Raw genomic sequence first — 13943 nt, forward strand, 5'->3', positions numbered from 1 at the left:
CAACCACTCGATCCGGGTGTCACGTTTCGGCCCGCTCCGGCGTCTCATGTTCATGAACGCCACCGCGAACCGCGCCGATGCCGCCGACCAGCGGTATCACCTCGCCGCGGGCCTGAAACGCTCCATCAACAAGGTCTTCCCGACCCACTGGTCGTTCCTGCTCGGGGAGATCGCGCTGTACAGCTTCATCATCCTGCTGCTGTCCGGGGTCTACCTGACGCTCTACTTCGAGCCGTCCATGACCGAGGTGACCTACAACGGCAGCTACCAGCCACTGCGGGGCGTCCAGATGTCGGCCGCCTACCGCAGCGTCCTGGACATCTCCTTCGACGTGCGCGGCGGCCTGTTCGTACGGCAGGTCCACCACTGGGCCGCCCTGCTGTTCGCGGCGTCGATCATCATCCACATGTTCCGGGTGTTCTTCACCGGCGCCTTCCGCAAACCCCGCGAGGCCACCTGGGTGATCGGCGCGGTCCTGCTGATCCTGGCCATGTTCGAGGGCTACTTCGGCTACTCGCTACCCGACGATCTGCTCTCCGGCACCGGCCTGCGGTCACCGCTGGGCGGCATCACCATGGCGGTCCCGGTGGTGGGCACCTGGATCCACTTCTTCCTCTTCGGCGGGGAATTCCCCGGCACCGTCCTGATCCCGCGGCTCTACATCACCCACGTGCTGCTGTTCCCGGGAATCATGCTGGCGCTCATCGGCGCTCACATCGCACTCGTCTGGTACCAGAAGCACACCCAGTTCCCCGGCCCCGCCCGTACCGAGCGAAATGTGGTGGGCGCGCGCATCGTTCCGGTGTTCTCCCTGGACCAGGGCGCGTTCTTCGCGTTCACCCTGGCCACCGTCGCGCTCATGGGTGGGCTGTTCCAGATCAACCCGATCTGGAATCTGGGGCCCTACAACCCCGCCCAGGTGTCGGCCGGATCCCAGCCCGACTTCTACATGATGTGGACCGACGGCCTGGCCCGGCTCATGCCGCCCTGGGAGATCTACCTGGGCCGCTACACCATTCCCGCGCCGTTCTGGGTGGCGGTGGTGATGGGCATCGTGCTGGCGGTGATCCCCCTGTACCCGTGGATCGAGAAGCGGCTGACCAAGGACACCGCGCACCACAATCTGCTGCAGCGGCCGCGAGATGTGCCGGTGCGCACCGCTATCGGAGCCATGGCCATCGCCTTCTATCTGGTGCTCACCTTCGCCTGCGTGAACGACATCATCGCGCTGAAGTTCGACGTCTCCCTCAACGCGACCACCTGGTTCTTCCGGATCGCGCTGCTGACCTTGCCGCCACTGGCCTACGCCGTGGCCTACCGGTTCTGCCTGGGCCTGCAGCGCAGCGATCGGGCGGTGCTCGAGCACGGTATCGAGACCGGCATCATCAAGCGGCTGCCGCACGGCGAGTACATCGAGGTGCACCAGTCGCTCGGGCCGGTGGACCGGCACGGCCATCCGATTCCCCTGGAGTACCAGGGCGCGGCCGTCCCGAAGAAGATGAGCAAGCTCGGCTCCGCGGGCGAACCGGGACCCGGCGGGTTCCTCACCGCCGACCCACCCGACGAGCGTGCGCTCCTCACCGCCCAGCATCATGATGAGGAACACGCACAGCTCACCATGCTGAAAGCCAAGCAGGACAACGGGAGTCGAGGATGAAACTCCGGACACGCACCGACGACGAGGAATACGGGCTGCTGGTGCCCGCCGCCACCGTCTACGACATGCAGTCCGCGCGCGCCGTCCGGCAGCTGCTGCACACCCACGGGGTGCGCGCCACCATGGGCCGGGCGCGCATCCACCGCTGGCGAAACATCAAGGACCGCTTCCGAATCCTGGTCTTTCCCGAGGACGCCGTGCGCGCCTACGACGTCCTCAGTCGCCACACCAGCTGATCAGAGCTTGGTCAGGGTCCGGCTGTACTGCGGGATCAGCCGGATCTTGCCGGCCGTGCCGAAGTCGATGGTGACCGTCGCCAGCGAGCCGAAGCCCTCGGCGGCGATCACCCGGCCCAGGCCGTACTTGTCGTCGTTGACGCGGTCGCCGACGGCCAGCACCAGCCCGGTGTTGTTGCGCTTGACCCCCGAGGCGGCCGGCGCGGGCCGTCGTTCGCCGCGATCGCGCAGACCGGGGCGGGGCTCCGACCAGCCGTCACCGCGGGTCCAATCCCGTTCCAGCCCTTCGTCTTCGCCGCGCCGACGGAAACCGCGCGAAGTCTGTGACTGGGCGGGCTCCAGCCGCCGCCAATCCATGAGATGACCCGGAATCTCTTGCAGGAAGCGGGATTCCGGATTGGACACCGGCTGCCCCCAGCCCGAACGGACCACGGCCCGGGTCAGATACAGGCGCTTGCGGGCGCGCGTGATGCCCACATACGCCAGCCGGCGCTCCTCCTGTAGCTCCGTCGGATCGCCCAGGGCGCGCATGTGCGGGAACTGGCCGTCCTCCCAGCCGGTCACGAACACGACCGGGAACTCCAGGCCCTTGGCGGTGTGCAGGGTCATCAACGTGACCACGCCCGAACCCTCTTCGGGAATCTGGTCCGCATCGGCCACCAGCGAGACCCGCTCCAGGAACGCCGCCAGCGAACCCGGCTCCGGTTCACCCTCGGCCTGCTCGGGCAGGATGCCCTCGGCCCGCGCGGCCTCCACATTGTTGCGCGCCTCGGAACTGAATTCGCGTGCGACGCTGACCAATTCGTTGAGGTTGTCCAGGCGCGCGCCGTCCTGCGGATCGTCGGAGGCCTCCAGCTCGGCGCGATAGCCGGTGCGGTCCAGCACCGCTTCCACCACCGAACCCACATCCGGGAAGTCCATGTCTGCCTGCGCGCCCGCCGCCCGGATCTCCGCCAGCAGCTCCAGGAATCCGGCGATGGCCCGCTGTGAGCGGCTGTTGAGCAGGGCAACCTTGCCCGCGGCGGCGTCCCGGAGCGCCTGCGCGAAGCCGATATTCCGCTGCTCGGCGTGCACGGCCACGCAGGCCTCCGCGCGGTCGCCGATGCCGCGGCGCGGGGTGTTGAGCACCCGCCGCAGGCTCACCGCGTCATCCGGGTTCTCCAGGACGCGTAGGTAGGCCACGATGTCGCGAACCTCCTTGCGCTCGTAGAAGCGCACCCCGCCGACCACCTTGTAGGGCAGCCCCATGCGGATGAAGATCTCCTCCAGCGCCCGCGAATTGTTGTTGGTGCGGTAGAAGACCGCCACATCCGCGTAGTTGGCGTCGCCCTGATCCACCAGCCTGTCGATCTCGCGGGCCACGAACGAGGCCTCGTCGTGCTCGTTGTCGGCCACATAGCCGACGATCAGATCGCCGTCGCCCTGATCGGTCCACAGCTTCTTCTCGCGGCGGCCCTCGTTGCGGGCGATCACCGCGTTGGCGGCGGTCAGGATGTACTGGGTGGAGCGGTAGTTCTGTTCCAGCAGAATGGTTTCCGCATCCGGGAAGTCGCGCTCGAACTCCTCGATATTGCGGATGGTGGCGCCGCGGAAGGCATAGATGGACTGGTCCGCGTCACCCACCACGCACAGCTCCGAGGGCGGCACCCGATCCGCGGAAGCGGCATCGTCACCCCGCCCGCCCCGATGGTGGCCCACCAGTTCACGCACCAGCACGTACTGCGCGTGGTTGGTGTCCTGGTACTCGTCGACCAGCACGTGCCGGAAGCGCCGCCGGTAGTACTCGGCCACCTGCGGATGCCGCTGCAGCAGCGACACCGTCTCACCGATCAGATCGTCGAAGTCGAGGGCATTGGCCGCGCGCAGCCGCCGCTGGTACTCGTCGTAGACCCGGGCCACGATGCGCGGCAGCTCGCTGTCCTCGGTCTCGGCGTCGGCCGCGGCCTGCGGCGGGTCGATGAGCTCGTTCTTGAGATTCGAGATGGCGGTGGCCAGCAGGCGCGGCGAGTACTTCTTCGCGTCGATCTCGAAGTCGCGAATGATCATGCCCAGCAGCCGCCGGGAATCGTCCGCGTCGTAGATGGAGAAGTTGGAGTTCAGCCCCGCCAGCAGCGACGCCTGGGTGCGCAGGATGCGCACGCAGCTGGAGTGGAAGGTGGATACCCACATGCCGGCCGCGCGCGGGCCGACCAGCCCGGCCACCCGCTCGCGCATCTCGGCGGCGGCCTTGTTGGTGAAGGTGATGGCCAGCACTTCGCCGGGCCGCACCCCGCGGGCGTCGAGCAGGTAGGCGATGCGACGGGTGAGGACCGCGGTCTTTCCCGACCCGGCCCCGGCCACGATCAGCAGCGGGGTGCCGGTGTGCATCACTGCGGCGCGCTGTTGTGGGTTCAATCCCTCGAGCAACGCTTCGCCTCCCCGCGCTTGCTCGGTGTTCTGCTCGTCCTGTGCCACCGTCGTATTCATCGCCCATCCACGCTACCGGCGCGCACCGACAGGCGGCGGGGCGGATCGCACAGGTGTCCGATAAGTGCCGGTCCGGCGAACATCCGGTGAACCGTACCTGGTCGGGAAATTCAGGAGATTCACAAACGTACCTGTTTTGCATAGGTCCCTATGCATGGCACACTCGTCCCATGACCGGCTCGAAGGCGACGCATTGCACCTGAGCCCGATCCCGGGGGGACAATGTTGTGCAGTCCCAGGGGGACAATGTATGGCCAACAGGTCTGATTCTTGGTGAAGAACCGATCGGTAACAGGTTGGGTCCACCCGCCGATCGACGTTCTGGACCACGAGGAGTTGAAGAATGAGCATCTCGACGACGGGACATTCCGAGTCTGCCACCGGCTCGGACTCCGCCCTGCCCTCCGAGGCTGAGATCGACAAGCTGCGCTTGGAAATCGACAAGCTGGACGCCGAAATCCTCGCCGCTATCAAGCGCCGCACCGAGGTCTCGCGCATCATCGGGCGAACGCGCATGGCGAACGGCGGGCCCAAGCTCGTCCACTCCCGCGAGATGAAGGTGCTGGAGCGATTCAGCGAGCTGGGTCAGGAGGGTCACACCCTGGCGATGTTGCTGCTGCGCCTGGGCCGCGGCCGTCTCGGGCACTGACGACTCTCGGGGACCTGCTGCGCCCCCCTGAAACCTCCGGACCTGCCGCGTTCGGCATGGCCCGTTAACGGCGGGCATTGCATGCTCGATACAACATGCGGCACGTCGCGAAGTGCGGCACCGCGCAGACCACGCTGCATGCGTGTCACGGATGCAGCTCCCCTAGACCGCCCCGGGTGTTTCGGCCCCGGGGCGGTTTTGTCTTGTTCGGAGCTCAGCCGCCGATGACGAGCAGGCTGGTCGAGGCCGTGGCCACTGTTTTGCCCTCCGCCGAGCGGATGTCGGCCTCCGCGAAGGCGATCCGCGAGCCCGGCTTGACCACCCAGCCGTGCACCAGCAGTTCGTCGCCGGCGCGCACCGCACGCAGCCGTGCACCACGCCGATCGGATTGAGGAACGATTCGGCGGCGGCGCAGCGCATGAGCACGTCGCCGGGTTCGATGCGGATCGCCTCCATTCCGGTGGTCGACACGATCGGTGAGGACGGCAGCCTCCCCTCGGCCATGGCGGTCAGGTACTCGGAACCGCTCATCGAAAGTCCGAGCGCCACCGTGGCCCCGGGGTCGTTCGGTGACAAGGCCGGATTGGTGCGTGCGGTGTACTTCGAAGGCTTCCGTCTGCTGCGTGCGCACCTGGGCGAGTTCCCCCGGACCACTGATCCACGCGCCGATCTCGAGGCCGTCATGCACGCCTACCGGGGATGGATGCTCGACCACCGGGTGCTCGCCGAGATCATGTTCGCGCGGCCGTTCACCGACTTCGACCCCGGCCCCGAGGAGCTGAAACGCAGTGCCGCACTGCGGGTTTTCATCGTGGACCTGGTGCAACGCTGCGTGGACGCGGGCGTGGTGCACGGCGACGCCACCGACATCGCGCACGTGGTGGTGGCGCTGGTACAGGGCTTGGCGGCCGCCGAGGCAGCGCGACGCCTCGGCGGCACCGCCGAATCCGTGGACCGGCGCTGGGCGCTGGCACTGGACTCGGTGCTGAACGGTCTCGCCGTGTCCGTCTAGGGCAGGGCGATGTACTTGGTGTCGAGGTATTCCTCGATGCCCTCGAAGCCGCCCTCACGGCCGAAACCGGATTCCTTCACGCCGCCGAAGGGCGCGGCCGGATCGGAGATGACGCCCCGATTGACCCCGACCATGCCGGTCTCCAGGCCCTCGGCCACCCGCAGCGCCCGGTCCAGACTGCGCGTGTAAACGTATGAGACCAGGCCGAATTCGGTGTTGTTGGCCGCGGCCAGGCCCTGCTCCTCGGTGTCGAAGCCGACAATCGGGGCGACCGGGCCGAACACCTCCTCGCGCAGGATGCGGGCCTGCGCCGGAATATCGGTGAGCACTGTGGCCGGATAGAACCAGCCCGGGCCTCCGGGGGCCTTGCCACCCAGCTTCACCTGCGCGCCCGCCGACACCGCGTCGTCTACCAGCTCGCTCACGGTGTCGAGCTGGTTCTCGTTGACGAGCGGGCCCAGCGTGGTGTCCGGGTCCACGCCATTGCCGAGCTTGTACTCCGCCATGGCCGCCACCAGCTTGTCGGTGAATTCCTGGCGAACCGAATTCTGGACGTGGAAGCGGTTGGCTGCGGTGCACGCCTCACCGCCGTTGCGCAGTTTGGCCAGCAGCGCGCCCTGCACGGCGGCATCCAGGTCGGCATCGTCGAAGACCACGAACGGGGCATTGCCACCGAGCTCCATCGAGGTGCGCAGCAGGCCGTGCGCGGACTGCTCGACCAGCTTCTTGCCGACCGGCGTGGAACCGGTGAAGGTCAGTTTGCGCAGCCGCCGGTCGTTCAGCAGCGGCGCGGTGACCGCGCCCGAGTGCGAGGTGGTGATGACCGACAGCACGCCGTCGGGCAGGCCGGCCTCGCTGCAGAGTTGGGCCAGCAGCAGCATGGTCAGCGGGGTCTCGCCCGCGGGCTTCACGATCATGGTGCAGCCCGCCGCCAGCGCCGGGCCGATCTTGCGGGTGCCCATGGCCAGCGGGAAGTTCCAGGGCGTGATGGCCAGGCACGGGCCGACGGGCTGCTTGTGCACCAGGATTCGCCCGGTCCCGGCCGGGGCGGGCTGGTAGCGGCCGTGAATGCGGACCGCCTCCTCGCTGAACCAGCGGAAGAACTCCGCGCCGTAGCGGACCTCATTGCGGCTCTCCGGCAGCGCTTTACCCATTTCGAGGGTCATGAGGAGAGCGAACTCCTCGGCCCGCGCGGTGATCGCCTCGAACACCGCGCGCAGGATCTCCCCGCGCTGCCGGGCCGGGGTCGCGGCCCATTCGGCCTGCACGGCCGCGGCCGCGTCGAGAGCGCGCACCGCGTCCTCGGGCGTCGCGTCGGCGACCCGGGCGATGACCTCACCCGTGGCCGGATTGTGCACCGGGAAGGTCGCGCCACCGGTGGCATCCACCGGTCCGCCGATCCAAAGTCGCGTGGGAATGGACGAAAGTAGCTCGCTCGCAGACACCATGCCGCCAGCCTAGGACGGACCGCTACCTGCTGGCCTGAATCAGGCCGTGTCTGTTTGCAACCAGCACTTATTCGTTCACCTGAAAGGTTCGCGGCCGTCTCGATCCTGGACTGCGGCTGGAATAGACCTCCGCCTTGGAACGGGGGAGCGGAGCGGAGGAGCGGAGGAGGGAAGAATCGAGACCTCAGGGCCGCGAACCCGCCCGGAGTGAAGCGGAGGGCAAAAAAGTCACAGTGGTTGTAACCTCGGCGATCGTGAGCAGCGACATCACCGCATCGGCGGTCTGGCGGAAACTGCACGATCACCACGCCTCTCTCGCCGGGCGGCATCTGCGTGAGTTCTTCGCCGAGGATCCCGAGCGCGGTCGGGACCTGACCGTGCAGGTCGCCGACCTGCACATCGACTACTCCAAGCATCGGGTGACACGCGAAACCCTGGATCTGCTGGCCGAATTGGCGCAGACCGCCGGGGTGGAGCAGCGGCGCGACGCCATGTTCGCGGGCGAGCGCATCAACACCTCCGAAGACCGCTCGGTCGGGCACGTGTGGTTGCGCCGGCCCGTCGGCCGGCGGCTGACGGTGGACGGCCAGGACGTCGAGACCGACGTGCACGAAGTGCTGCGTCGCATGAGCGAATTCACCGACCAGGTGCGTTCGGGGCAGTGGCGCGGCGCCACCGGCGAGCGTATCGCCACGGTGGTGAACATCGGCATCGGCGGCTCGGATCTGGGCCCGGCCATGGTGACGCTGGGCCTGCGGCACTACGCGGACGCGGGCATCTCGGCGCGGTTCGTCTCGAATGTCGATCCGGCGGATCTGGTGTCGAAGCTGGACGGCCTGAACCCGGCCACCACGCTGTTCATCGTCGCCTCCAAGACCTTCTCCACCCTGGAGACGCTCACCAATGCCACCGCGGCCCGGCGGTGGCTGGTGGCCGCGCTCGGCGAGGACGCTGTCGCAAAGCATTTCGTGGCAGTGTCCACCCACGCGCAGCGGGTGGCGGACTTCGGAATCGACACCGCCAACATGTTCGGCTTCTGGGACTGGGTCGGCGGCCGCTACTCGGTGGACTCGGCCATCGGCCTGTCGGTCATGGCGGTCATCGGCAAGGAGCGCTTCGCCGAGTTCCTGGCCGGAATGCACGCCGTGGACGAGCATTTCGCGAATGCGCCGCTGGCGGAGAACGGCCCGATCCTGCTCGGGCTGCTGGGCGTCTGGTACTCGAACTTCTTCGGCGCGCAGTCCCGCGCGGTGCTGCCGTACTCCAATGACCTGGCCCGTTTCCCGGCCTACCTGCAGCAGCTGACCATGGAGTCCAACGGCAAGTCCGTGCGTGCCGACGGCACCCCGGTCACCACCTCCACCGGCGAGATCTTCTGGGGCGAGCCCGGCACCAACGGCCAGCATGCCTTCTACCAGTTGCTGCACCAGGGCACCCGGCTGGTGCCCGCCGACTTCATCGGATTCGCCCGTCCTGTCAGCGATCTGCCCACCATGGACGGCTCGGGCAGCATGCACGACATCCTGATGAGCAACCTCTTCGCCCAGACCAAGGTGCTGGCCTTCGGCAAGACCGCCGAGGAGATCGCGGCCGAGGGCACCGCCCCGAACCTGGTGCCGCACAAGGTGATGCCCGGCAACCGGCCCTCCACGGCCATCCTGGCGCCGCAGCTGACCCCGTCGGTGCTGGGCCAGCTGATCGCCCTCTATGAGCACCAGGTCTTCACCGAGGGCGCGATCTGGGGCATCGACAGCTTCGACCAGTGGGGAGTGGAGCTCGGCAAGCAGCAGGCGCTGGCCCTGGCGCCGCTGCTGACCGCGGCGGAAGAGCCCGCGCCGCAATCGGATTCGTCCACCGACGAACTGATCCGCTGGTACCGCTCCAACCGCAACTGATCGGGTCCGGGCCGCGCTGATCGGGTCTCGCCGCTCCGCGCGGCCGATTCGAACCGGCCCGCCACCTCCCGCGCCAGGTCAGCTCGAACGGGCCGGGCGGCACCATTGGTGCGCGGCGTGGCGGTCGATGCCCCGCGGCGTCCAGAACCGCCCGTACCGCGACGGGATCCAATCGCCCGGACCGTGCCTCGGCCGCAGCGGCCGGACCCGCTCCGAGGCCGTCAGGGCCGCGCGATGGGGCCGGTCCTCCGCGAGCGCCTGATAGACCTCCGCGACCGCGGCACCCGACCGGTCCGCCACGACGCCTCCGCATCATCGGCTATCCGCACGATTCGCATGACGGGTTCGATCCTGTCGACGGGGGTCAGCCCGTCCGGCACGCCCCGACCGGCCCAGCAGGGTCACCCTGACGCCGCCGTGCCCGATTCCGCCGGGAGCCGCCCGAACGCCGAAAGGCGCGCCCTGCCGGGCGCGCCTTTCGATCGGGTTCGGTTGCGGGTCAGTCCCGTTCGGGGCCGAGCGAGATGCCGCGCGAGGCCAGCCAGGGCAGCGGGTCGATCTTGTCGACGCCGTTCAGCCAGACCTCGAAGTGGCAGTGCGGGCCGGTCGAGAAGCCGCGGTTACCGACGGTCGCGATCTGGTCGCCCGCCAGCACGCGCTGGCCCTGCGAGACGGTCGCGGTGTCGATGTGCCCGTAGATGGTGACGGTGCCGTCGTCGTGGAGCAGACGGACCCACATGCCGAAACCGGAGGCGGGACCGGCCTCGAGCACGGTGGCGTCGGCCACCGCGTAGATCGGGGTGCCGATCGGTGCGGCGATGTCCACGCCCTGGTGGGCGACGCCCCAGCGGATACCGAAGCCGGAGGTGAAGGTGCCGTTGGCGAACCTCGTCCACAGCGGCCGGTTCTTCGACGCCTCCTGGTTGGCCATGTCGGTGGCGAACTGCTTGCCCTTGGCCAGAATGTCGTTGAACTGGTCCAGGCTCGCGGGCGCGTTCGGGCTCACCACCTGGGGCGATCCGGGAGCGCCGTCGCCGACCACCGAGGTCGCCGCGACCTCCTTGACCTGATTGGCGGCCTGGTAGTCGACATTGCTGTTGTCGTGGCCCGTGGACTCGATGGTGGCCTGGCCCGCGGCCACGACCGCACCGGCCGCGACCGCGACGACCGCGGCACGGCCCTTGAGCGCCGTGGGCGGGGCGGGTAGGCGGTGGGTGCCGCCGGAGCGACGCTTGCCGCCGGAGCGGGTCGGGCGCGGCTCGTCGTAGTCGGCGTCGTGCTCGACATCGGCTTCCCGCGCACTGCGATTCAGGCGGGCGCCGTCGCCGGAGAACTGGAGCTTCTCGCCGGACGCGGTCTTGAATGTGTAGACCGGTCGGTACTCGTCGGAGGGGGTCGGGTCCGCGGTCGGATCCCAGTTGGTCCGCGACTGCGGGGCCCAATCACTCGGATTCGGTGCGGCCCAGCCGTTCACGGTGGTCTGGGCGTTGTAGTCCCAGTTCGGTTCGGGCTGCCGGTCGGCGGATTCGTCCCACTGCGGGGACTCACCCCACTGCTGACCGCCGTTCCAGTCCGCATCGGACTTCCACTCGGCACCGGAATCCCAGTGTGTGTCGCCGTTCCAGGACTGGGTGGCCTCCCAGTCGCCGTGGGCGACCCCGCTGTGCGTAGTGGCGGAATCATCGAAGGTGATCGCGCCGCCGTAATTCTCTGCGTCCTCGCGATAGCGATGTCCGCGGCGGGCGCGGGGCTGCGAGGGGAAGGGGCCGTCGCTCATTTGCGCCGGTCCGGAGAGTGCTGCGGGGCCGACAAGTCGCCTGCGGAGCGGCTCATTTCCTGGGGAGCGCTGTGCTGCGTCAAGCCTGCCGTCCTCCTGTCCGTGACCGGGTTGTGACATCGACCGCAACGACGGTAACGAAACGATTGCGGCTCAGCAAGCGATGGACTTGGTTCGACACGCTGCTGTGATATTGATCACATTCCGAGCGGGAATGCGCTCACTGTGCATCGGGTAACCGGGTGAGGTTTGTCGACGACGCAACGTAGTAGCCGGTATCACCGTCCGGGGTTCGTGTGTCCCACCTGGCGCGGGGTCAACAAGCTACCGATGAGTAGCATTGACGAGGGCTTTTGGGATCGCGGAGACAGTACCGTGACCTGCGCCACTTAGGCTGTATGCGGCTGATTTCCGCTCCATGTGACTGATTAGAGTCCGATCCGACCCGCCTCCGACGACGGGCCGCCAACCAAGACGTTGTCACAACAACGCAGACGAGACGGTGAGTACATGGATCTCTTCGAATATCAGGCGAAGGAACTCTTCGTGAAGCACGGAGTGCCTTCGTCGGAGGGCCGCGTCACGGACTCGGCCGAGGACGCCCGTGCGATCGCGGAAGAAATCGGCAAGCCGGTGATGATCAAGTCGCAGGTCAAGGTCGGTGGCCGCGGTAAGGCCGGTGGCGTGAAGTACGCCGCCACCCCCGACGACGCCCTCACCCACGCGCAGAACATCCTGGGCCTGGACATCAAGGGCCACATCACCAAGAAGATCCTGGTTGCCGAGGCCAAGGACATCGCCTCGGAGTACTACATCTCCTTCCTGCTCGATCGCTCGAACCGCACCTACCTGGCCATGTGCTCGGTCGAGGGCGGCATGGAGATCGAGGAGGTGGCCGCCACCAAGCCGGACCGCCTGGCCAAGGTGCCGGTCGACGCCGTCAAGGGCGTGGACCTGGCCTTCGCCCGTTCCATCGCCGAGCAGGGCCACCTGCCCGCCGACATCCTCGACGCCGCCGCGGTGACCATCCAGAAGCTGTGGGAGGTGTTCATCAAGGAGGACGCGACCCTGGTCGAGGTCAACCCGCTGGTGCGTACCCCCAACGACGAGATCCTCGCCCTCGACGGCAAGGTGACCCTGGACGAGAACGCCGAGTTCCGTCACGCCGACCATGCCGAGTTCGCGGACATCGACGCCACCGACCCGCTCGAGCTCAAGGCCAAGCAGAACGACCTCAACTACGTGAAGCTGGACGGCGAGGTCGGCATCATCGGCAACGGCGCCGGCCTGGTCATGTCGACCCTGGACGTCGTCGCCTACGCCGGTGAGAACCACAACGGTGTCAAGCCCGCCAACTTCCTCGACATCGGCGGCGGCGCGTCCGCCGAGGTCATGGCCGCCGGCCTGGACGTCATCCTCAACGACGCGCAGGTCAAGTCCGTGTTCGTGAACGTCTTCGGCGGCATCACCGCCTGTGACGCGGTCGCGAACGGCATCGTGAAGGCTCTGGAGATCCTGGGCGACGAGGCCAACAAGCCGCTGGTCGTCCGCCTGGACGGCAACAAGGTCGAGGAGGGTCGCAAGATCCTCGTCGACGCCAACCACCCCCTGGTGACCCTCGCTCAGACCATGGACGAAGGCGCCGACAAGGCCGCCGAGCTGGCTGCGGCCAAGTAAGGACACGAACCAACATGTCTATCTTCCTGAACAAGGACAACAAGGTCATCGTCCAGGGCATCACCGGCGGCGAGGGCACCAAGCACACCGCCCTGATGCTGAAGGCGGGCACCAACGTGGTCGGCGGTGTCAACGCGCGCAAGGCGGGCACCACCGTCAAGCACGTCGACGCCCAGGGCAACGAGGTCGAGCTGCCGGTCTTCGCGACCGTCGCAGAGGCCATGGAGAAGACCGGCGCGGACACCTCCATCGCGTTCGTTCCCCCGGCCTTCTCGAAGGACGCCATCATCGAGGCCATCGACGCGGAGATCCCGCTGCTCGTGGTCATCACCGAGGGCATCCCGGTGCAGGACACCGCTTACGCGTGGGCCTACAACGTGGACAAGGGCAACAAGACCCGCATCATCGGCCCGAACTGCCCCGGCATCATCACCCCGGGTGAGTCGCTGGTCGGCATCACCCCGGCCAACATCACCGGCAAGGGCCCGATCGGCCTGGTCTCCAAGTCCGGCACCCTGACCTACCAGATGATGTACGAGCTGCGGGACTTCGGTTTCTCCACCGCCATCGGCATCGGCGGCGACCCGGTCATCGGCACCACCCACATCGACGCCATCGAGGCGTTCGAGAAGGACCCCGAGACCAAGCTCATCGTCATGATCGGCGAGATCGGCGGCGACGCCGAGGAGCGGGCCGCGGCCTACATCCAGGCCAACGTCACCAAGCCGGTCGTCGGCTACGTCGCGGGCTTCACCGCGCCGGAGGGCAAGACCATGGGCCACGCCGGCGCCATCGTCTCCGGCTCCGCCGGTACCGCCCAGGCCAAGAAGGACGCCCTCGAGGCCGCGGGCGTGAAGGTCGGCAAGACCCCGTCCGAGACCGCCGCCCTGGCGCGCGAGATCCTCGAGAAGGCTTCCATCAGCGCCTGATGAATTCTCGTGCCCCGCTTCCCGGCGGAAGCGGGGCGCAGGCCGGGAGGCGGTGGGTTCGTCCCGCCTGGCTCAACCGCTGAATACGAAGGCCGCCTGTCGAATTCGACAGGCGGCCTTCGTGATTCGCGGGACTGTGACCTACCTGCCGGGGCGGGGTTTTCCAGGCGCGGCGGGGCGGGTGAGGCGATCGTGTG

At 67.8% G+C, this 13943-nt stretch carries 11 protein-coding genes; 7 read left to right on the plus strand and 4 right to left on the minus strand.

Features of this window, described 5'->3' with window-relative positions; genetic code table 11:
* Nucleotides 1-52: 52 nt before the first annotated feature.
* Nucleotides 53-1657: a cytochrome bc complex cytochrome b subunit gene (locus ABZ909_RS00230; protein WP_356995364.1), complete on the plus strand. Its 1605-nt coding sequence runs from the start codon at nt 53-55 to the stop codon at nt 1655-1657.
* Nucleotides 1654-1893 carry a hypothetical protein gene (locus ABZ909_RS00235; RefSeq protein WP_356995366.1) on the plus strand — a complete coding sequence of 80 codons (240 nt, stop codon included), beginning with the start codon at nt 1654-1656 and terminating at the stop codon, nt 1891-1893. Before ABZ909_RS00230 ends, ABZ909_RS00235 begins: the two co-directional genes overlap by 4 nt.
* Here ABZ909_RS00235 and pcrA read toward each other — a convergent pair whose 3' ends face one another.
* Nucleotides 1894-4359: a DNA helicase PcrA gene (gene pcrA / locus ABZ909_RS00240; protein WP_356995367.1), complete on the minus strand. Its 2466-nt coding sequence runs from the start codon at nt 4357-4359 to the stop codon at nt 1894-1896.
* A 343-nt stretch (nt 4360-4702) separates the two neighbouring features.
* Here pcrA and ABZ909_RS00245 point away from each other — a divergent pair, with 343 nt between their 5' ends.
* Entirely contained in the window at nt 4703-5008 is a 306-nt protein-coding gene (locus tag ABZ909_RS00245; RefSeq protein WP_354836317.1) for a chorismate mutase, read from the plus strand.
* Between the two features lie 214 nt (nt 5009-5222).
* Here the strand turns inward: ABZ909_RS00245 and ABZ909_RS00250 are convergent, their stop codons facing one another.
* The gene (locus tag ABZ909_RS00250; RefSeq protein WP_356995369.1) at nt 5223-5366 is read right to left on the minus strand and encodes a hotdog domain-containing protein; all 144 of its coding nucleotides are present in this window, start codon (nt 5364-5366) and stop codon (nt 5223-5225) included.
* Nucleotides 5367-5426: 60 nt separating this feature from the next.
* Between ABZ909_RS00250 and ABZ909_RS00255 the strand changes: the two genes are divergently transcribed.
* Complete coding sequence (locus ABZ909_RS00255) at nt 5427-6020, plus strand: TetR-like C-terminal domain-containing protein (RefSeq protein ID WP_356995371.1); 594 nt, start codon at nt 5427-5429, stop codon at nt 6018-6020.
* On the opposite strand, the gene ABZ909_RS00260 is transcribed toward ABZ909_RS00255, so the two are convergent.
* Nucleotides 6017-7468 (minus strand): NAD-dependent succinate-semialdehyde dehydrogenase, encoded by a 1452-nt coding sequence (locus tag ABZ909_RS00260; RefSeq protein ID WP_356995373.1) that lies wholly within the window; start codon nt 7466-7468, stop codon nt 6017-6019. The two genes, ABZ909_RS00255 and ABZ909_RS00260, sit on opposite strands and share 4 nt — an antisense overlap.
* Nucleotides 7469-7722: 254 nt before the next feature.
* Here ABZ909_RS00260 and pgi point away from each other — a divergent pair, with 254 nt between their 5' ends.
* A complete protein-coding gene (pgi, locus tag ABZ909_RS00265) occupies nt 7723-9363 on the plus strand; it encodes a glucose-6-phosphate isomerase (protein WP_356995374.1) in 1641 nt (546 codons plus the stop codon).
* 499 nt (nt 9364-9862) lie between these two features.
* Here the strand turns inward: pgi and ABZ909_RS00270 are convergent, their stop codons facing one another.
* Nucleotides 9863-11140 (minus strand): M23 family metallopeptidase, encoded by a 1278-nt coding sequence (locus tag ABZ909_RS00270; RefSeq protein WP_356995376.1) that lies wholly within the window; start codon nt 11138-11140, stop codon nt 9863-9865.
* Between the two features lie 510 nt (nt 11141-11650).
* Between ABZ909_RS00270 and sucC the strand changes: the two genes are divergently transcribed.
* Nucleotides 11651-12817 carry an ADP-forming succinate--CoA ligase subunit beta gene (gene sucC / locus ABZ909_RS00275; protein WP_356995378.1) on the plus strand — a complete coding sequence of 389 codons (1167 nt, stop codon included), beginning with the start codon at nt 11651-11653 and terminating at the stop codon, nt 12815-12817.
* 14 nt (nt 12818-12831) lie between these two features.
* On the plus strand, nt 12832-13746 hold the full coding sequence (gene sucD, locus ABZ909_RS00280; protein WP_356995380.1) for a succinate--CoA ligase subunit alpha: 915 nt from the start codon (nt 12832-12834) through the stop codon (nt 13744-13746).
* The last annotated feature ends 197 nt before the right edge of the window (nt 13747-13943 follow it).

Origin of the sequence: Nocardia sp. NPDC046763 (assembly GCF_040645495.1) — a bacterium.
Classification (GTDB): domain Bacteria; phylum Actinomycetota; class Actinomycetes; order Mycobacteriales; family Mycobacteriaceae; genus Nocardia.